This is a genomic window from Rufibacter ruber (assembly GCF_001647275.1).
Taxonomy (GTDB): Bacteria; Bacteroidota; Bacteroidia; order Cytophagales; family Hymenobacteraceae; genus Nibribacter; species Nibribacter ruber_C.
On record NZ_LRMM01000053.1, the window covers coordinates 1 to 20,323 of the forward strand.

Annotated in this window: 10 protein-coding genes, 3 tRNA genes and 1 pseudogene; 7 read left to right on the plus strand and 7 right to left on the minus strand. The window is 53.7% G+C overall.

Going from position 1 to position 20,323, the window contains the following annotated elements; translation table 11 throughout:
• Together A8O25_RS16680 and A8O25_RS16685 are read right to left on the minus strand one after the other, a co-directional pair.
• Positions 1 to 949: tetratricopeptide repeat protein (locus A8O25_RS16680; RefSeq protein WP_066837061.1), on the minus strand; the 949-nt coding region annotated here is incomplete at its 3' end.
• Positions 946 to 1,914: a VWA domain-containing protein gene (locus A8O25_RS16685; RefSeq protein WP_066837062.1), complete on the minus strand. Its 969-nt coding sequence runs from the start codon at positions 1,912 to 1,914 to the stop codon at positions 946 to 948. The genes A8O25_RS16680 and A8O25_RS16685, both read right to left, overlap by 4 nt.
• 313 nt (positions 1,915 to 2,227) lie before the next feature.
• Between A8O25_RS16685 and A8O25_RS16695 the strand changes: the two genes are divergently transcribed.
• The 3 genes from A8O25_RS16695 (at position 2,228) to A8O25_RS16705 (ending at position 2,638) form a co-directional block, all read left to right on the plus strand.
• Positions 2,228 to 2,315 (plus strand) — tRNA-Ser (locus A8O25_RS16695).
• A gap of 114 nt (positions 2,316 to 2,429) precedes the next feature.
• Positions 2,430 to 2,503 (plus strand) — tRNA-Pro (locus tag A8O25_RS16700).
• Between the two features lie 61 nt (positions 2,504 to 2,564).
• Positions 2,565 to 2,638 (plus strand) — tRNA-Arg (locus tag A8O25_RS16705).
• A 174-nt stretch (positions 2,639 to 2,812) separates the two neighbouring features.
• On the opposite strand, the gene cysM is transcribed toward A8O25_RS16705, so the two are convergent.
• The gene (gene cysM, locus A8O25_RS16710; protein ID WP_066837074.1) at positions 2,813 to 3,691 is read right to left on the minus strand and encodes a cysteine synthase CysM; all 879 of its coding nucleotides are present in this window, start codon (positions 3,689 to 3,691) and stop codon (positions 2,813 to 2,815) included.
• A gap of 815 nt (positions 3,692 to 4,506) precedes the next feature.
• Here cysM and A8O25_RS16715 point away from each other — a divergent pair.
• Positions 4,507 to 6,161: pseudogene (locus A8O25_RS16715) on the plus strand (M1 family metallopeptidase).
• Positions 6,162 to 6,229: 68 nt separating this feature from the next.
• On the opposite strand, the gene A8O25_RS16720 reads toward A8O25_RS16715, so the two are convergent.
• Together A8O25_RS16720 and A8O25_RS16725 are read right to left on the minus strand one after the other, a co-directional pair.
• Positions 6,230 to 7,585 carry a sensor histidine kinase gene (locus A8O25_RS16720; RefSeq protein WP_066837076.1) on the minus strand — a complete coding sequence of 452 codons (1,356 nt, stop codon included), beginning with the start codon at positions 7,583 to 7,585 and terminating at the stop codon, positions 6,230 to 6,232.
• Between the two features lie 244 nt (positions 7,586 to 7,829).
• Positions 7,830 to 8,267, minus strand: a complete 438-nt coding sequence (locus A8O25_RS16725; protein ID WP_066837078.1) for an acyl-CoA thioesterase — start codon at positions 8,265 to 8,267, stop codon at positions 7,830 to 7,832.
• Between the two features lie 300 nt (positions 8,268 to 8,567).
• Here A8O25_RS16725 and A8O25_RS16730 point away from each other — a divergent pair, with 300 nt between their 5' ends.
• Positions 8,568 to 10,364 (plus strand): glycosyltransferase, encoded by a 1,797-nt coding sequence (locus tag A8O25_RS16730; RefSeq protein ID WP_066837080.1) that lies wholly within the window; start codon positions 8,568 to 8,570, stop codon positions 10,362 to 10,364.
• 533 nt (positions 10,365 to 10,897) lie between these two features.
• Here the strand turns inward: A8O25_RS16730 and A8O25_RS16735 are convergent.
• A complete protein-coding gene (locus A8O25_RS16735) occupies positions 10,898 to 13,330 on the minus strand; it encodes a glycoside hydrolase family 31 protein (RefSeq protein ID WP_241499063.1) in 2,433 nt (810 codons plus the stop codon).
• 237 nt (positions 13,331 to 13,567) lie between these two features.
• Between A8O25_RS16735 and A8O25_RS16740 the strand changes: the two genes are divergently transcribed.
• Positions 13,568 to 14,896 (plus strand): glycosyltransferase family 4 protein, encoded by a 1,329-nt coding sequence (locus tag A8O25_RS16740; protein WP_066837084.1) that lies wholly within the window; start codon positions 13,568 to 13,570, stop codon positions 14,894 to 14,896.
• 353 nt (positions 14,897 to 15,249) lie between these two features.
• Here the strand turns inward: A8O25_RS16740 and A8O25_RS16745 are convergent, their stop codons facing one another.
• The gene (locus A8O25_RS16745) at positions 15,250 to 17,271 is read right to left on the minus strand and encodes an alpha amylase C-terminal domain-containing protein (RefSeq protein WP_066837132.1); all 2,022 of its coding nucleotides are present in this window, start codon (positions 17,269 to 17,271) and stop codon (positions 15,250 to 15,252) included.
• A gap of 201 nt (positions 17,272 to 17,472) precedes the next feature.
• Here A8O25_RS16745 and A8O25_RS16750 point away from each other — a divergent pair, with 201 nt between their 5' ends.
• The gene (locus A8O25_RS16750) at positions 17,473 to 20,301 is read left to right on the plus strand and encodes a DUF4961 domain-containing protein (RefSeq protein ID WP_066837086.1); all 2,829 of its coding nucleotides are present in this window, start codon (positions 17,473 to 17,475) and stop codon (positions 20,299 to 20,301) included.
• Positions 20,302 to 20,323: the final 22 nt, after the last annotated feature.

Genomic DNA, 20,323 nt, shown 5'->3' on the forward strand with positions numbered 1-20,323 from the left:
CCCGGGTTTCCGGGCTTTGGTTTTTCGGACCAAAATCGAGACGAAACGGCACGGGAAGCATATTACCAGTCAGGGGAGCCATCGTCTTTTTTGGGGGCTCTGCGACGGGGGAGCTGCTGCAGGTACTGGGTTTCCTCCTGGCGCATGGCATCCAGGAGCTGACGGGCTTTCTCAGGGCTGAGGTTGATTTTCTGGAGGCGCTCGTAACGGGTCTGCAGCAGGGCGTCGTTCTGGCCGCCGGGCCGGTTGCCGCCGCTGCGCCTGCGCCAGCACCATTCCCCTGGTTCTGGGTTTGTCCGCGTTGGGTGCCGGGAGTGTCTCCCTGGGCCCGTTGCTGATCTTGTCCGGTGGGGCCGTTGTTGGCAGAAGCGGTCTTGCCACCCCCTTGCTCCTGGCCGCTACCGCCCGCCTGTGTCTGGCCTTGTGAGGTGCCAGTAGAGGGGCTTCCGCTCTGCCCGCCTTTGCCGTTTTTGTTCCGCGGAGGCGGCAGCTGCTCCCCTTTTTCTGGGTGCAGCAACAGGTATTTCTGTAGGAGCTCATAATTGAAGCGGGCCTCCTGGTTCAGTTCATCGGCAATGAGGGCTTGTTTGCTGAAGGCCAGCGCCTTGGTGTAGTTCCCCTCTTCAGCCTCAATGACCGCCAGCTGGTTGGCCACCATAGATTTCAAACCCGGGTCTGAGGCGCTTTTAAGTAAGGCGCGGTAGAGGGGGGAGGCTTTGCTGAAATTGTGCAGCTGGAAATAACTGTGGGCAAGGTTCAACCGGACAGGAAGGAGCGGTGCATCCCCTTCGGCCTTGGCCACTTTCTCATACAGGGCCGCCGCCTGCAGGTAATTTTTTCTTTGGAAGGCTGCCTCTGCCTGCCGGGCATACTGATTGCGGAGCGCAATGCGCTGCAGCCCCTCCAGCGGGGAGAAGGCGAGAAGCAGAACCAACCACCAGTAGCTCATATTTTAAGTACTTGTAACGTCCATAACACATCAACCACAATCAGGAACAGAGCCACCAGCAACGGGTACAGGTATTTGTTGGCCGCCACTTCTACCACCTTGGTCTGGCGCAGTTCGCTCTGGACGGCATTGACCGCACTGACCAGCCTGGGCAGCTCACTGATGCTCTGGTTGATCTCATAGTAGCTGCCGTTGGTTCGCTGGGCTATTTCCTGGAGCGCCTCGGGCACCAGCCTGGTGACCACGGTGTTCCCGTCCTGGTCCTGCTTAAATCCCCGCCCTTCGGGAATTTTGCCGCCTTCATAGGTGCCCGTCCCTACCGTGAACACATGTATTCCCTGGTTCACCAGGGGAGCGGTAGCCGCTTTCGTGTTTTCGCCAAAGGTTTCCCCATCTGTAAAAATGACCAGAATCTTAGACCTTTCTGTGCTCCTGCCGGTATCTGATTCCCTGAACTTTTGCGCGGCCAACTCCAGGGCCGGGGTGAGCCGGGCAGCCTCTGGGGGGGCCAGCGGCGTGCGCAGTGACTGCACAAACAGTTCCAGGGCGCTGTTGTCATAGGTAAACGGGGTGACCATGAAAGCTTCTGAGGAAAACCCGATCAGCCCCACCCGGTCAGCGTTGGACTGCACCAGAAACTCCCTTATTTCCTGTTTGACTTTCTCCAGCCGGGAGGGGGGCACGTCTGTGGCGTTCATAGACGGTGAAAGGTCTACGGCAATCAGCACATCTTTGCCGTTGGTTCTGATTTCTTTGGTCATGGCCCCAAACGAAGGGCCCAGCAAGGCCACTATCAGCAACCCCATGTACAGGGTTCTGAGAACCGTCTTTACCCACAGCGCATTCGCCTTCTGGTGAAACTGGTGCGCCAGCCGTTTGATTCTGTAAAGATAGCCGCCATAGAGCACCACAAAGAAGAGGAGCAGGAAGAACTCTACAGAAGTAAACGGCAGGTACCAGGTCATTGGCGAAACGGTGGCAAACGTGAAGTACCGGGCTACCCGGGTAAGGGGCAGCTACGGTAAGAACCGGCAAGTTAAAAAGAAACCAGCTAACACAGCGCCCCGTTTGGCCCGGTATGCCGCCCGCAGGTGCTTTGGAGGTAAAACGGCAGGGGGGAAGGATTATTTTGCAAAAATAATTGAGCAGGTAAGCCCCTGGTAAAGAACAAAATGCTGGGGAAACGGGGCGGCGAGTATAAATTTTTTTGGCGGCGGCCTTGTTAAAGTGAAGCGGGTTCACCTATATTTGCACACTCTTTAACCGAAAGAGCTGCCCGGAGAGATGGGTGAGTGGCTGAAACCAGCAGTTTGCTAAACTGCCGTACCTCTAAAGGGTACCGGGGGTTCGAATCCCCCTCTCTCCGCGAAATTTTCCTGAAAATTTATTTTGACAAGAGAATTTCATTTCATATCTTTGCACCGCAATTCATCAGAAAGGTTAGGGTTAGGTTAGTTGGTTAACTGGTAATTGCAGGTTTCGGGGTGTAGCGTAGCCCGGTATCGCGCCACATTTGGGATGTGGAGGTCGTAGGTTCGAATCCTGCCACCCCGACGAAAAAAGATGAGTAATGTTGGATGTAGAAACATTCTCCATTACTCATTTTTGTTTCGATGGTCTCATAGCTCAGCTGGATAGAGCAACTGCCTTCTAAGCAGTAGGTCTTTGGTTCGAATCCAAATGGGATCACACCGGTTTATAAAAAAGCCTCTTCACAAGATGTGGAGAGGCTTTTTTGTTTTTTGACTCCTTGAATTAAACGTTTCTAACCGCTATTCAAATCCTGTTCTGGGGTTTGCCCAAGCTTAGAAGTTGGGCAACCGCACCTCCCTTCTAAAATGGCTAATTTATTCCCGTAAACCTTTACCCGAACAGGGAGGAGCTCAAATACCGGTCTCCGCGGTCACAGACAATGAACACAATGAGCCCTTCCTCCAGTTCTTGCGCCAGCTGACAGGCCGCGTGCAAAGCCCCCCCGCTGCTCATGCCCGCCAGAATCCCTTCTTCTTTGGCCAGCCGCCGGGTCATGGTGACTGCTTCTGATTCGCTGATGTCCAGAAGCCGGTCTACGCGGGAAGGTTCATAGATCTGGGGCAGGTACTCTGGTGACCAGCGCCTGATTCCCGGTATGTTGGAACCCTCAGAGGGTTGCGTGCCCACAATCTGCACCTCAGGATTCTGTTCTTTCAGGTACCTGGACACGCCCATGATGGTTCCGGTGGTGCCCATGGCTGATACAAAATGGGTGACCTTCCCGTGGGTGTCCCGCCAGATCTCGGGGCCCGTGCTGGTATAGTGGGCCTGGTAATTATCTGGGTTGCTAAACTGGTTGAGCATATAATAGCCTCCTCGGGCGGCCATGTCTTCGGCAACCTCCCGGGAGTATTCAATGGTTTTGGCGGCAGGGGTTAAAATGAGGTTCGCCCCGTACGCCTCCATAGCCTTAACCCGTTCAGCCGTGGAGTTGTCTGGCATGATCAGCGTGATGTGCAGCCCCAACGTTTGTGCCACCATGGCCAGGGCAATGCCGGTGTTCCCGCTGGTGGCCTCTACCAGCTGGTCCCCCGGCTTGATCTCCCCGCGCGCCAGCGCATTCTTGATCATGGCATAGGCGGGACGGTCTTTTACGCTTCCGGCGGGGTTCTGGCCTTCCAGTTTCCCCAGGATCTTTACCTTGGGGTTGGGGTTTACCTGGCTTATGTCTACCAGCGGTGTGTTCCCTATGAGGTCAAATATATTCATCGTCAAAAATGTTTAGGTTACCGGCTGCGCCCATGGGGCGAAACTCATACATACCGTACAATAAACCAAAAGTTGGGTGGTAACGGTTGAGAAACTGGGTGGGTTTGCAAGGCGCAGGGCTTCAAAGACTACTATTTAAGTTAGCTGAAGTTTTAAAACAACTTCAAAAGGGATTTTAGCGGCTGGTAAGCGGCTGCCCAACGAGGCTGGAGACCCAACCATTTTATGTTACAAGTCCACAGTCCCGCACCAGCATTACCCTTATTGCCAAAAGATAACCTGAGTAAGGCAGATGACAGAAAGATGCTGATTGATGTTTTTGAAACTGGCAGGTAAAGGCTGCCGGATAAGGTTTTTTCCAGCCAGTGGTTTCTGTTTCCGGGCTATTTTTCTGAAATCAGCCCTAAAACAGAAATTAGAATCTTTGCCAGATACTGTTCTATTATAACACTAAACAGCCTCTTACTGTGTAAATGTCATTTGCATAGCACTGGCATGAGTTTTCAAACTCGTGCTACAGGATTGATTCAGTCTCCAGGCTCCATGAAACGTTACCAGGTTCTTCATCAGCATGCGCCATAATCAGAGGCTAACGGTAGATGATTGCGGGCGAGAAATTTCCTGGCTGAAATGATGCTGCTCTTCAGGAAAAACTGCCGGATCAGGTGCCGTTATACCAATGGCTGCCGTTTTTTTTGTAACGTTGTAAAATGCGTTTTTGGCCTGTTTTTCTAAAAGTAAGCCAAAAACAGAAACAAGGGTTTTGGGGGCAAACGGATGTGTGCTTGTTCCTGTATTTTTTAAATAGATGCAATATGATTACCCGTTCCGCCTGTTATGCCGCAGGGGTTTTCTGCTGGCTGCTGGTCTGTAGCACCAGTGCGTTTTCACAAAAAAACCGCACCTTCACCCGCCAGGACACCCTGCGCGGTTCCATCACCCCAGAGCGGGCGTGGTGGGATCTGGTACATTATGACCTGCGCATCAAAGTGAACCCCCAGGACAGTTCCATGCACGGGACCAACCTGGTGCGGTACAAAGTGCTAAAAGCACAGCAGGTCATGCAGCTGGACCTGCAGCCCCCCATGCGCATTACCCAGGTCACCCAGAACGGGCAGCAGCTGGCGGTAAAACAGGACGGAAACGCCTGGTACATCACCCTGCCCGGGAAGCAGGCGGTGGGGGCTTTGCATGCGGTGGAGGTGCAGTTCGGCGGCAAGCCCAAAGTGAGCCGGAACCCGCCCTGGAGCGCGGGGTAACCTGGAAGAAAGACCCCGCCGGAAACCCTTTTATTGCCACTTCGGTGCAGGGGGAGGGGGCCAGCCTGTTCTGGCCTAACAAAGACCACATGTATGATGAGCCCGACAGCATGATGATCAGGGTGACGGTGCCCAAGAACCTGATGGATGTCTCCAACGGACGCCTGCGCCAGGTAGAAAACCACCCCGACGGCTCCAGAACCTTTCACTGGGCAGTGACCAACCCCATCAACAACTACGGGGTGAATGTGAACGTGGGGGATTACGTGCATTTCTCTGAGGTCTACCCCGGCGAAAAGGGCAACCTGGACTGTGACTATTATGTGCTGCGAGACAATCTGGACAAGGCCAAAGCGCAGTTCAAAGATGTACCGCGTATGCTCAAAGCCTTTGAGCACTGGTTTGGGCCGTACCCCTTCTATGAAGACGGCTTCAAGCTGGTAGAGGTGCCGTACCTGGGCATGGAGCACCAGAGCTCAGTCACCTACGGAAACAAATACCGCAACGGCTACCTGGGGCGCGACCTGAGCGGCTCTGGCTGGGGGCTTAAGTTTGACTACATCATCATCCATGAGAGTGGCCATGAGTGGTTCGCCAACAACATCACCTACAAAGACATTGCAGATATGTGGGTGCATGAGAGCTTCACCACGTATTCTGAGCCAATTTTTGTAGAATACCACTACGGCAAGCAGGCGGGGAGCGAGTACGCCATTGGGCTACGGCGAAACATTGCCAATGACAAACCTATTATTGGCCCCTACCACGTGAATGCCAGCGGCTCTGGAGACATGTACCCCAAAGGGGCGAACATGCTGCACACGCTCAGGCAGGTGGTACGGGATGACGAGAAATGGCGGAAGATCCTGCGCGGGCTGAACCAGGAGTTCTACCACCAGACCGTGACCTCTGCCCAGATTGAAAACTACCTGAGCCGGCAGATTGGCCGTGACCTGAACCCTTTCTTTGACCAGTACCTGCGTGATGTGCGCATTCCGGTGCTGGAGTACAGGCTGGAAGGCAACAGGCTCAGCTACCGCTGGACCAATACCGTGTCCGGGTTCAACCTGCCGGTGAAAGTGCAGGCCGGGGAGAAGGAGCTATGGCTGGAGCCGGTAACCACCAAATGGAAAACCACCAAAACCAAAGCGGCCGTCACAGACATAAAGGTAGACCCTAACTTTTATGTGAGTCAGAAAAAGGCAGAGTAGCTACCTGCTAACTATTGATTAATGCCCCTGTTAGCTGTTTTTCTGAAAACAGCCCTAAAACAGGGGCATTATATTTTGGCAGCCGGGCGTGAGGGTTCAGCAACAGATAGCGCCTTGGCTGCCAGCGGCAGCTGCACCACAAATGTGACCCCAGAGGAGGGATGGAGCTCAAACCAGATCTTTCCTTGTTGGGCCTCCACAAATTCCCGGCAAAGCACAAGGCCCAGGCCCACGCCTTTCTCCCTGCTGGTGCCGTAGGTTATTTTTCCGGAGAGCTTAAAAACGTCTGGGGAAAGCTGCAGCGGTTTGCCGTTGCCAGAATCTGTGACCCGCAGCAGGCAGGAACCTTTTTCTTCCGTGGCCGTGACCTGTACCGTGCCCCCGGGCAGAGTAAATTTAATGGCATTGTTTATCAGGTTGCGTACCACCAGCTGCACCATGTCAGTGTCTGCCATGACCACCAGGTGAGGGGCCAGGGAAGAGTGAAGGCTAATCCCCTTCCCAAGGGCAATGTCCCGGAAAAGGTCTACGGTAGGGGGGAGCAGGGAGGAGAGGGGCAACGGGGAAACCGCTATAGACACGCCCTCCATCTGGTTTTTAGACCAGGACAGCAGGTTAGTGAGCATTTCAAGGGTGTTCTGGGTGTTTCTGAGCAACTGGGCCTGAACCTCCCTGCGGGTATCCTGGGGCAGGTCCATCTGAAACAGGAACTGCAGGTAACCCTGAATATTGGCCAATGGGGCCCTGAGGTCATGGGAGATGATGGAGAAAAGCTTGTTCTTCTCCTGGTTCAGCACCAGCAGATCAGCGGCGGCCTGCTCAGAGGCTACCCGGGCGGCATTGTAGCTTTTCACCAGAGACACCGTGCAGACTCTGACCAGTATGAAAACCATGATGTAGGAAGAGGCCACATCAATAAACTGCCTTTCACGGGTGGCATAATGGCCGGAGATGCTGGCGGGGAAGAAGTATTCCCAGCAGAGCAGCCCCGCCAGCAAAGTCAGGTTGAGCATAGACCAGGCCCATCCCTGCCGCATGGGAGCCACCGCAATAATAGGAAAGTAAGAAAGGGCCAGCAGCAGCAGCGTGGGGCCGTTAATCCCGGCATTGAAAAAATAATTCACCCCAAAGACCACCTGCACCGTGATGGCAGCAACGGTAAAACTGACCTGGTGCCGGTTTCTGAAGCGGGAGAGGTAGTAGGCAAAAGACAGCACCACCACCATGAACAGTGACAGGAAGGAGGACCAGTACAAGCCCACCGCGTAATTAAACGGTATGTTATAGGTGACGGCCAGTAGGGTGATCAGGCAGAACGTGTTGTAAATACGCTGCTCCAGCGAGAATTGGGCAGGAGACCCCACCAATTCCAGCCAAAAATCCTGTATCTGTGCCTTGAATGATTTGAAAAAACCTCCCAGCATGCGTGCCAGCTTTCTCTCTGTATATGGTCAGTAGTAACTTCTTGAGGGGTAGTGGGGGCTACAGAAAGTAAAGATACGGTTGAATCCAGAGAAAAAGGAAGAATGACGGGGCCGGGGCAAAGATTTCTGTTTTCGGTGTTTTTCAAAAAACAGCCCGAAAACAGAAACCTGGCAGGAGGGGAAGGGTTTCACCGTGAAGTAGGACAACCTCTGTCAGGCAGGAACCCAGTGGTTAAGCCAGTGTTTAGGCCGCCTCTTCCTCAAAGTCATCGGCTTTGGGCAGGGTCAGGAACTGGCGGGCCAGGTCTTCTGGCAGGGCCGTCAGTTTCCGCTTTGCCACATCCATCCAGGCGCCGTCAACGTTGATGATGGCCGCTTTCACCCCATCTGACCGGTAGAGTTCATGCCTGATAGACCAGCGGGAGCCGTCTTTCCTGGTTTTGACCAGTAGCGAGTGAATTTTGACGGTGTCATTGATGCCTACCTCCCGCAGGTACTGCAGCTCTTCCCTAAATAAAATGGGGCCAAGCTGCAGCCGCTTGAGCGCCGAAAAATCCAGCCCCAGATCATTCAGCATGGCAATACGGGCCTGGGCGGCAAAGTCTGCGTAAGCAGAGTGGCGCAGGTGCATGTTGGCGTCTACCTGGGCCCAGATCACGTGCCCCTCATATACAGTACTCATAGTTTTTCCTTTGCAGATGAATTGATTCCCGCTTGCCTCTTTTTTAAGGGCAGGCGTGCCCGTGAATATACTGCGAAAATAGAAATCTGTTCAGAGACGCGCCGCCGCAAAGGGAGCAGGTGGGGCTGTGGCAAAAAAAAACATCGGCTGCGCCGGAATATTTTTGCTTCAAAACCCCCTGAGCGTGAAGAGCAAAGAACATCAGGGGGCCTTTTTGCGTTGAGAAATCTAAAAATAAACGGCACAAACTATATCCGTTTAACGCTATATTGAGTAAAATACCACAAAAAATTCCATCCCATGCCTCAATCCACTTCTGCCTCTCCTTATCTGCTTGAAATTGCCTGGGAAGCCTGCAACCAAGTTGGAGGTATTTATACGGTCATCAGATCTAAAGTACCCGCCATGATGGAATACTGGGGAGACCAGTATTGTCTGATTGGGCCTTATTTCCCTAGCCAGGCAGCGGCCGAGTTTGAGCCTACAGATGACTACTCAGACATTTACGGGCAGGCGGTGCTGGAACTGAGAGCCCAGGGGGTGGAGGTTTATTACGGCACCTGGCTGGTGACCGGCCGGCCGCGCATTGTGCTGATCAATCCGTACAGCGCGTTCAGTGACATTCCGGCTATCAAATATTTCCTGTGGGAGCACCACCGCATTCCTACCTCTAATGAAGACCTGTTGCACCAGGTGCTGGCCTTTGGCAGTATGGTGAAGCGGTACGTGTCTTTGCTGTCAAAGAAAACGAAGAAGCTGGTGGCGCATTTCCATGAATGGATGGTGGGTTCCTGCATTCCAGACTTGCGGCGGGAGCAGGTGCCGGTGAAGATTGTATTTACCACCCACGCCACGCTGCTTGGGCGCTACCTGGCCATGAACGACCCCAACTTCTATGACCAGCTCACCTCAGTTGACTGGCAGCAGGAGGCGCGGCATTTCAACATTGAGCCGGCCGTCTCCATTGAGCGGGCGGCGGCGCATGGGGCGCATGTGTTTACCACCGTGAGCGAGGTGACGGTGCGGGAATGTATCTACCTGCTGGACCGGATTCCGGATACCGTGCTGCCCAATGGATTGAATATCAGAAGGTTCACCGCCTTGCATGAATTCCAGAACCTGCATTTGACGTACAAGAAGAAGATTCACCGGTTTGTGATGGGGCATTTTTTCCAGAGCTTTCCGTTCAACCTGGACAAAACCCTTTATTTCTTCACCTCAGGGCGTTACGAGTACCGGAACAAAGGCTTTGACCTTACCCTGGAAGCCCTGGCCCGCCTGAACTACCGCCTCAAAAAAGCCAAGTCAGACATGACCGTGGTGATGTTCTTTATCACCAAACGGCCTTTCCACTCTATCAACCCGCAGGTGTTGCACTCACGGGCACTCATGGAGGAGATACAGGAGACCTGCGAGTCTATCACGGAGCAGGTGGGGGAGCGGTTGTTTTATGAGGCGGCCGCCAGCAATGAGCACAAGGTGCCGGACCTGAACTCATTTGTTGAAGACTACTGGAAACTGCGCTACCGCCGTACCGTGCAATCCTGGAAAACCCACCAGTTGCCGCCGGTGGTAACCCACAACCTGGTAGAAGACCAGACAGATGACATTCTGCACTTTCTGCGCGCCTCCAACCTGGTGAACAATGCAGATGACCGGGTTAAGATTGTGTACCACCCAGATTTCGTCTCCCCGGCTAACCCGCTGTTCGGGATGGAGTATGGGCAGTTTGTGCGGGGCTGTCACCTGGGGGTTTTCCCAAGCTATTACGAGCCGTGGGGCTATACCCCGCTGGAGTGTGTGGCCAGCGGGATTCCGGCCGTGACCAGTGATTTGTCCGGCTTTGGTGATTATGTGAAGAAGCACGTGAAGAAGTACACTGAAAAAGGGATTTACGTGATTGACCGCCATGAAAAAGGCTTTAGTGAGTCAGCAGAGCAGTTGACCAATCACTTAATGGAGATTGTGGAGCTCAGCCGCAGAGAGCGCATTAACCAGCGTAACAAAGTGGAGAGTTCCTCTGAGATGTTTGACTGGAAAAAGCTGCTGGTGCATTACGAGCGGGCGTACCAGTTGGCGCTCAGTTCAAATATATAGCACCCTGAAACAGGTTCTGAAAACAAGCAAGAGGGGTCCCATCTGGGGCCCCTCTTGCTTGTTTTCAGAACCTGCTCATACGTTACCCTTCCGGCAGCGGCCTGCCATTTTTTTCTATTAAAATTTCCCTTAGGAATAGAAATGGGAGAAGGCTGATTCTTGAAATTGTCAGCATTTTTATCTTTCCGGCCAATGCGTCTGCCCATATCTCAGGGCTTCTGTTTTTTTGCTGTTTTTCAGAAAACAGCCCAAAAACAGAAGCGCTGAAAGGCCCTTGTCCCAGTCATACATTCACAGGAGAAGAAAAGGGAAAACACGTATTTTGTTCTGGGGGGAGGTTGGTGAGTGCAGGTTCTGACTGCCCAGGGCAAGCTCTGTCTACCGCGTTGCGCCTCCCCTTTGTTCAAAAGAATGGTAGCAGGCTCTTTGGGGTTGCGCAGCGGTGGCATAAAAAACGCCCCATCAGACGTTTGCTGATAGGGCGTTGGGCGTTTTAGGGCTGTTTTCTGAAAAACAGCCCTAAAACAGGAAATTTAGGCAATACCGGTTACCGAGTGCAGGCTTATCTGGGTGAACCCGCTGGGGACGGTGACCACCAGCACACGTTGGTCAGCAGAGGCCTCCCAGACGGTTTCTTCGTTGTCTACCAGCACGGAGGCGGTAGGGGCAGGCAAACCGTGTATGATGATTCTGTAGCGTGGGTACGCGGCCGCCCCGCTGCCTTCTATCTGCTGGGAAATTGAGAAGGAGGCGGCAGAGGGTTCGGTCTGGAAAGTTTTGAGCTGGTAAGCCCCTTCAGTGTAGCCATAGCCCTCGCCGCCGTCTTCATACAGCGTGCTGATGTAGGGGAACTCACTGTAGTACACATGCAGGGTGGCTTCCTGAATCTCCAGCTCCCCCACATACTGCTGTACCGGGTACATGGGCAGCACCGCCCCCGCCCGCACAAACATGGGAATCCGGTCCAGCGGGGCATCTGCCCAAACCTCCTGGCGGCCAAAGACCACCTCGTCTGACCAGAAGTTGTACCACTGCCCGTGGGGCAGGTAAAGGTTTCTTCCCTCCACACCCGGGGCCGTGATGGGGCACACCAGAAGATGGTCTCCCAGGCAGAATTCAGCCATGCGGTGGTAGCACTCAGGGTCATGCTGGTCCTGCAGAGACAGCGGCCTCAGCATGGGCGTACCCTGGGTGGCATATTGCCAGAAGGTGGTGTAAATGTAGGGCAGCAACTGGTAGCGCAACTCAATGAACTTGCGGGCCAGGCTGGTGAACGGCTCCCCAAACGACCAGGGCTCCTGATCACCGTGGTCACCAGAGGAGTGGGTGCGGCAGAACGGGTGGAACACGGCTAACTGGAGCCACCTGATGTACAGTTCGCCGTCTGGGGTCTCAATGAAACCGCCAATGTCTGAGCCCACAAATGAAATCCCGGAGATGCTCAAGCGCTGGCACTGGATGTTGGCCAGCCAGAGGTGATCCCAGGAGGCAATGTTGTCTCCCGTCCAGGCAGAGGCGAACCGTTGCACACCGGCATACCCTGACCTGGTAATGGTGAACGGGCGGTCTGGGTAGGAGAACTGCTTCACCCCCTCATACGTGGCGCGGGCCATCTGCATGCCATACACGTTGTGGCCTTTGCGGTGGCTGCCGGGTTCCCCGTCCATGTGCAGGCGCACATCATTGGGGAACGTGCCAATCTCAAACACCGCCGGTTCGTTCATGTCATTCCAGACCCCTTTCACACCTACGTCCTGTATCAGACCTTTAAACAGGCCAGACCACCAGGTGCGTACATCTTGGCGGGTGAAATCCGGGAAGTGGCAGAGGCCGGGCCAGACTGTTCCCTTGTAGAGCGGGCCATCAGCGCGCCGGCAGAAATAATCATTTTGCACCCCTTCCTGGTAAACCCAGTAGTCATGGTCAATCTTAATACCGGGGTCAATGATAACCACGGTTTTAAACCCGTCTTCTTTGAGCTCCCGCACCATGCGGGCGGGTTTTGGAAAGTGCTCATTGCTCCAGGTGAAACACCGGAAGCCCTCCATGTAGTCAATATCCAGGTACAGCGCATCACAGGGAATCTGGCGTTCCCTGAACCCCTGGGCCAGGTTTTTCACCACAGACTCTGGGTAGTAGCTCCATTTGCACTGGTGGTACCCCAAGGCCCACAGTGGGGGCAGCTCTGGGGTGCCGGTGAGCAGGGTGTAGCGCTGAATGACCTGGGTAAGCGTGGGGCCATAGATGAAGTAATAATCCATGCTTCCGCCCTGCGCCCAGAAGCTGGCCACCGTGTCGCGCTCCATGCCAAAGTCATAGAAATTCCGGAACGTGTTGTCAAAGAAGATCCCGTAGGCGTTGCGGTTGTGCAGGCCCATAAAAAAGTTGATGTTCTTGTAGAGCGGGTCTGTGCCTTTTGTATAGCCGTAGGTGTCAGTGCCCCAGTTCTCAAAGCGGCGGCCGCGCAGGTTCATGTTCTCGGCTTTGTCGCCCAGGCCATAGAAATATTCCCGTGGCTGCGCGCGCTTGCTCATCTTGACAATCTCCCCGCCGTACTCTTTGTGGTCTTCCCAGTGAAAGCCCTTCTCATCTTCATTGAGCAGGTTGCCAGATTTGTCCAGAATGCGGGTAAGCAGGCCCTTTTTTGAGATGGTGCAGATTAATTCTTTGGTGGTAAGGCGGTAATGATCAGAAAGTGCCTTAACTTTCAGCTTTACCGGGGTGGAGGCGTTGTTGGGGGCAATGGCGTAAGAAAAATCCCGGCCAAAGGTGCCGTCTGGCGCAAATCTAAAGCGTAAGATGGTCGCAGAAACAGCCTCTACCCGCAGGGCCACCCGGTTGTCACAGAGAAAGGTAGCGTAGCTGTTGTGGGTATCAACCTGAATGACAGAACCCGGAAAGAACTCTTCCCGTTTTGCCCCCAGGTCATTGATCATGTAATTAGTATCCTGAACTGAATTATCCATGCACAAAAGTAAATGATAAAGAAGAACGCACTACTGTAACTTTAAGTGTTTGTTCACCATATAAGCTGCATAAATACGGAAAGTTTAGTTCTTCTTATTTCTTATTGATAAAGTATCAAAAATAAATGGATTTACTTCGCCTATCTTTGTGAAGGCGAGTAGCGCTTTTGGTAATCTATACCTTTGGCCCCTGATAAAGTTGATTACGAGTTAAAAATGAAGAAACTGCGCGTACTAATGTTGGGCTGGGAAGATCAGCCTGTCTTAAATGGAGGTTTGGGGAAAGCCTGCTTTCATTTAGCTGAAGCGTTGGCAAAAGATGTTGAATTGACCATGATTGTTCCCCAGGCAGAAGAACAAGTGCTGGAGGAACAGGCGGAAGTGTTGGGGTTGGGATCATTGGACCTGTCATCTATTAAACAAGCCCCCGTTGAAAGATCTTTTGAACGCTTTGCGGATACGCACAGAGTTCCAGCTAATTTGTTCCCCTACAGTGAGTCTCTGGATCTGGAAGGGCAGGAGTACCAGCCTGAAGGGGAGGAGGAAGGAGAAGGAGTCACCGCCGCCGCCGCCGCCGCCGCCCCGGTGGCAGAGGTAACCCCAGAAGAGGCCCCCAGGCAGCAACCAGAGATTAAATATGTGGCCGGCCCTAAAGGCACCCTGAATTTTGAAGTGATCCAGTTCGCCCGTTTTGCCGCGCGTCTGGCCTCGCACAAAGAGTTTGACGTGGTGTACGCCCATGACTGGATGACGTTCCTGGCCGGAATTGAAATCAAGACCCAGCGCAAAGTTCCGTTGGTGCTACACGTGCACAGCCTGTCTTTTGACCGCCAGATTGGGCACCCGTGGGGGTGGATCTACGAGCTGGAGGTGAAAGCATTGCAGGCGGCAGATTTAGTGATTGCCGTGAGTGAGCGTACCGCCCAGATGATGATCAAACGCTACGGCATCAGCCCTAAGAAAATTCGGGTGGTGTACAACGGCTTTTCGGGCCGGTTTATTCCCGTGTCTTCTGCTGAACCTAAAAAACAAGTAACGTTCCTGGGCCGCCTGGTGGCGCAGAAGGGGACTCTCCAGTTCCTGAAAGTGGCCAAAGAGGTGATGAAGCAGGACCCGGAAGTGAAGTTTGTGGTGGCAGGGCACGGCCCGCAGTTAGAGGAAGCCAAACACCAGGTCCAGAAATTAGGCATTGCCGAATCTGTTACGTTTACCGGCTTCCTTGATTCAGACGCGGCCGTAGATTTACTGAGAACCTCAGGGGTGTTCTGCCTCCCTGCCGTATCTGAGCCGTTTGGTTTAGCGGCGCTGGAGGCTACCCAGGCCGGGCTTCCGGTAGTATTGTCCAGCCAGACCGGGGCCGGAGAGGTCTTGCCCAAAGCCAGTATCAGTGACCCCAATGATGTGGCCGGCATGGCTGAACACATTCTGGAGCTTCTGAGGGATAATGCCTTGCGCCAGGAGATGGTGGAGGCCAACCAGGAAGCCATTCAGGAACTCACCTGGGAGGCGACCGCTGCCCAGGTGTATGAGGCCTTAACAGCTGTGCTCAAGGTGAAAGAAGACTAACACTTACGGACCAATTTTTAGTTTTAAAAGGCAGAGGCCTCCATTTATTGGAGGCCTCTGCCTTTTAAATTCTGTGCAGGTTGTTCAGCCTTCTGGAATAGACTAAGCCTGCGCCAGAAGGATACCCCTTTGTTTAACTGGAGAGAATAGCCTGCCTCTGGTTTGGGGTTGTTTTCAGAAAACTAAGCCAGAAACAGCAGTGGGTCCAAAAAATGCCTGAGCCCTAAAAGTACGTTCAGCTCTGAGTAGGGGAAAGTGAAGCCGGTGCCAACCTGCCTTTGCTAGTACCTGACATGGCGTTTGGTGTTCCTGTTTTGGTGTTTTGACCAAAACAGCCCGAAAACAGGAAGATGTTAGTCTACCCGCCGTAACACCAGGGCTGTGCGGTTGGGGAGGTAAATGCTTAACCTGGGGCCGTAGGTGGTGGGTTGGGTGAAATATTTGATGCGGGTATCTACGCGGTCATGGCCGCCTGTCTCCGGGCTGTCAGAAGACAGCAGGATCTCATAGCTGCCGGCGTTTTGTACCGGGAACAGATAATCAGGCACTGAGTTCTGGACATGGAAATTGAAAAGGAAGATCAGCCCGGCCCGTTCAAAGATCAGTACGTTGTTGAAGTTGTCCTGATGCAGCTTATGGGCTTGCCCCTGCTCCAGTAGGTGGTTTTCCTTGGCCAGGGCCAGCATCTCTTTTTCAAATTGCCACATGTGCCGGTAGCGCAACTGCTCGTTGTCTACCAGAGACCACTGCCGGCGGGCATACTGGTAACTCCAGTTATTGCCTTCCCGCGGGAAATCTACCCATTCAGGGTGCCCAAACTCATTGCCCATGAAGGTGAGGTACGCCTCGCCACCCAGGGCCATGGTAATAAGCCTGATCATTTTGTGGAGCGCAACGCCGCGGTCAATCACGGGGCTCTGGTCTGTGGTGCGCATGTGAAAGTACATGTCTTTGTCCATGAGCCAGAAGGCCAGGGTTTTGTCGCCCACCAGAGACTGGTCATGAGATTCAGCGTAGGCCACTGTTTTCTCCTGGGGGCGGCGGTTGGTGAGCTCGTGCCAGATTTCGTCCAGGTTCCAGTCCTCGTCGCGCTTGTGTTTGAGGGTTTTGATCCAGTAGTCTGGGGTGCCCATGGCCAAACGGAAGTCAAACCCAATGCCGCCTTCTTTTATGGGGCGGCAGAGGCCGGGCATGCCGCTCATGTCCTCGGCAATGGAGATGCTGCCTTTTCTCACGGCATGGCTGAGCTCATTGGCCAGCTGCAGATACAGAATGGCATCTTCATCTACCCAGGAGTCAAAGTAGCGGTCATAATGCCCAAAGGCTACGCCTTCGCCGTGGTGGTGGTACAGAATAGAGGTGACGCCGTCAAACCGGAAGCCGTCAATATGGAACTCTTCCAGCCAGTAGCGCACGTTTGACAACAGGAACTGCCGCACTTCTGGCACCCCGTAATTGAAAAGCTTGGAATCCCACCCGGGGTGGTGCCCGCGTTTACCTTTATGGAAGAACTGCCCCCCGGAGCCGTCAAAGTCTGCCAGTCCCTCTGCCACGTTCTTGACCGCATGGGCGTGAATGAGATCCATCACCACGGCAATGCCCATGCCATGCGCCTCGTTGACCAGGTACTTTAAGTCTTCGGGTGTGCCGAAACGGGAGGTAGGGGCAAAGAAGTTGGAGACGTGGTACCCAAAAGAACCGTAGTAGGGGTGCTCTGCCAACGCCATCAACTGAAGGCAGTTATAGCCCGTCTCTTTGATGCGGGGCAGAATTTGCTCTGCAAACTCCCGGTACGTACCCACCCCGTGCTTTTCCTGGGCCATGCCTACGTGGCATTCGTAGATAAGCGGTTCGGTGACCTCTGTGGGTTTAAAGTTCTTGTCCGTCCACTTGAACTTCTTGTCAGGGCACCATACCTGACCCGAGAAGTCATAGCTTTCAGGGTCCTGGACGGACCGGAAGGCGAAGGGGGAGATTCGGTCCCGGGCAGAGCCGTCGGCGCCTACCACGTGCACCTTGTACCGCTGCCCGTGCTGGATCTGGCACTCAGAAGCCGGAATGAATGCTTCCCAGTTTCCGTTCTCCTGCCGCCGGAGGGGGTGGCGCTGTCTGTCCCAGCCGTTGAAATCACCTATCAGAAAGAGGGCCTGGGCCGCCGGGGCCCATTCCCGGTACCGCCAGCCGTTGTTCTCCTTTTCATAGTGAAGGCCCATGTCGCGGTGCCAGTTGGCATAATTGGCCAGCGTTCCGGCAGACCTTTTAATAGCGGCTGTTTCTTCCTGAAAGCGTTCTAAGCGTTTGGTGAGCTGGGGGGCATACGGCGTGAGCCAGGGGTCTAGCTTAACAAGCGGTAATGAAGGGGGTACCTTTGGCATAATCATTCAGTTGGACAGGCTTAAACTACATCTTCTTAGCTGAAGAAGCAATTTCAGGCCCCGTGGAATCTTCTTGTGTTGAAAGTTGATAAAAACACTAGGTATTTGACAGAAAGTTTTGATAATTTAGCAAGGAAATCGTTTTCCTTGATGCAGGGTCATCTTGATCTTTCCATCATCATAACTCTTAAAGCCTATTGCATGAAAACTACGTTCCGAATACTTGGCTTGTTGCTGCTACTGTTGGCGTATACGGCAAAAGCACAGGTTGTGACTTGGTCACCCGCCTATCCCACCCACAATGAAGCGGTCACCATCACGTTTGACGCCTCTAAAGGGACTGGCGGGCTGGCCGGTTTTACCGGTGACGTCTACGCCCACACCGGCGTACTGACCAACCTCAGCACCTCAGTGGGCGACTGGCGCTATGTGAAAGCCGGGTGGACCACCAACCTGGCTGCGGCCAAAATGCAGCCTCTGGGGAACAACCGGTACCAGATTACCCTCACCCCGCGCACTTACTACAACGTGCCGGCCAGCGAGGAAATCAAAGCCCTTATGTTTGTGTTCAGGAGCCCAGATGGCTCCCGTGAAGGAAAAGACACGGGGGCCAAAGACATACAGGTCCCTATTTATGCTGCGGGGAGCCTGAATGTGACCTTCAACCAACCTGTGTTGGGGAGCAACGGGCTTTTTGTAGATCAAAACCAGACCGTTCAGGTGAGTGGTACTGCGTCATTAACGGCTGACCTGGCGCTGTATGTGAATGGGGTGAAAATCAAAGAGGAGGCCCAGGCTACCACTATTTCAGCCTCATTTAATGGTACTACAGCCGGGCCAAACACCGTGAAACTGGTAGCCGTGAGTGGGGCCACCACTGCTGAGACCTCTTTCAATTTTGTGGTGCGCCCCCCTGTGCAGACGCAGGAACTCCCCGCCAATGCCAAAGACGGGGTTACGTACCTGAGCCCCACCAGTGTGCTCCTGAACCTGTATGCCCCCGGTAAGCAGAATGTGTATGCCATTGGTGACTTTAACAACTGGCAGGTAGGGGCCACCCCTATGAAACGTACACCAGACGGCACCAGGTATTGGGTGCAGCTAGATAACCTCACCCCTAAGCAGGAATATGCGTACCAGTACCTGGTTGATGAAAGCATTAGAATAGGGGACCCGTACACCCAGAAGGTGTTAGACCCCAATGAAGACCGCTTTATCAGTGCAGAGACCTATCCTAACCTGAAGCCTTACCCAACCGGGAAAACCAGCGGCATGGTGTCTGTCTTTCAGACAGACCAGACCCCGTATGTGTGGCAGGTGCAGAATTTCCAGAAGCCCAAGAAAACAGATCTGGTGGTGTATGAGCTGCTGGTGCGTGACTTTATTGAGAAGCATGACTACCAGACCCTCACAGATACGCTGGCTTATTTAAGCAGGCTGGGGGTGAACGCTATTGAGCTGCTGCCCATTCAGGAGTATGAAGGCAACCTGAGCTGGGGCTACAACTCAGTGTATTATTTCGCGCCAGATAAATACTACGGGTCAAGAGAAATGCTGAAACGGTTCATTGATGCCGCCCACGCGCGGGGAATGGCCGTGATCCTGGATATTGCCCTGAACCACTCCTTCGGGCAGTCACCCATGGTACAGCTGTATTATAACCAGGCTACCGGAAAAACCACGCCTAACAGCCCCTGGTTTAACCCTGATCCCACCCATGACTACAACGTGGGGCATGACTTTAACCATGAGAGTGCCGCCACCAAATATTTTGTAGACCGCGTGACAGAGTTCTGGCTACGGGAGTACAACATTGACGGGTACCGCTTTGACCTCTCCAAGGGGTTCACCCAGAGACAGACCCTGGGCAATGTGAATGCTTGGGGGCAGTATGACCAGAGCCGCGTAGACATTCTCAAGCGTATGGCAGACCATGTCTGGAGCGTGAAGAATGATGCCTATGTCATCTTGGAGCATTTGGCAGACAACAGTGAAGAAACCGTGCTGGCCAATTACGGCATGATGCTCTGGGGCAACCTGCATTACAATTACAAACAGGCGGCGTTAGGGTATACCAGCAATGGCAACTTCAACTGGATCTCCTACAAGCAGCGGGGCTGGAACAGTCCGCACGTGGTGGGGTACATGGAAAGCCATGATGAGGAGCGGCTCATGTATGAGGCGCTGACCAACGGGAACAGGGTGAGCACCGCGCCGGGTGCTTACAGCATTAGAAACACCAATACCGCCCTGCAGCGTATGGAACTGGCCGCGGCGTTCTTCTTTACCGTTCCGGGCCCTAAAATGCTCTGGCAGTTTGGCGAAGTGGGGTATGATATCTCCATCAACCAGAATGGCCGCACCGGGAACAAGCCCATCTTGTGGAACTACTACTCGGTGGCCGAACGGCGGGAGCTCTACAACGTTTATGCCGGACTGATCAAGCTGAAAATCAACCAGCCGGTGTTTGAGACAGAAAACTTCACCCTGAACCTGGGAGACAACCTGAAGACCATCCATTTGCAGGATGCCAACATGAAAGTAGCCGTTCTGGGCAATTTCGGGATAACAGCGGGAACCATTGATCCAAGGTTTCAGCAGACAGGCACCTGGTATGACTACATTACCGGCGAAGCCCTGAATGTGACCAACGTCAACCAGGCTATTACGCTACAGCCCGGCGAATACCGCTTGTACACCTCCAGCCGGTTGAACAGCAACGGTATTCTCCTGAGTGTGAAGGAAGATGTTGGGGCCGTGGCCCAGCGACTAAACGCTTTCCCTAACCCGGTAGCCACCAACCAGATCACCCTGCAGTACGAGCTGAAAAGCGCCACAGACGTGCGGGTACAGCTGTATGACCAGGTGGGTAAATTGGTGAAAGAGAAACATCTGGGGAAACAGGCCGCCGGAAGCCAACAGATCAGCCATTCTTTAGCTGACAAGGGCGGGCGCTTGGCACCCGGGCTTTACCTGATCAGGCTGATCACGGGGGCCACCGCTTCTACTGCGCAGCTGATAGTGAAGTAAAAAGGAAGAAGTTTTTTAGGCA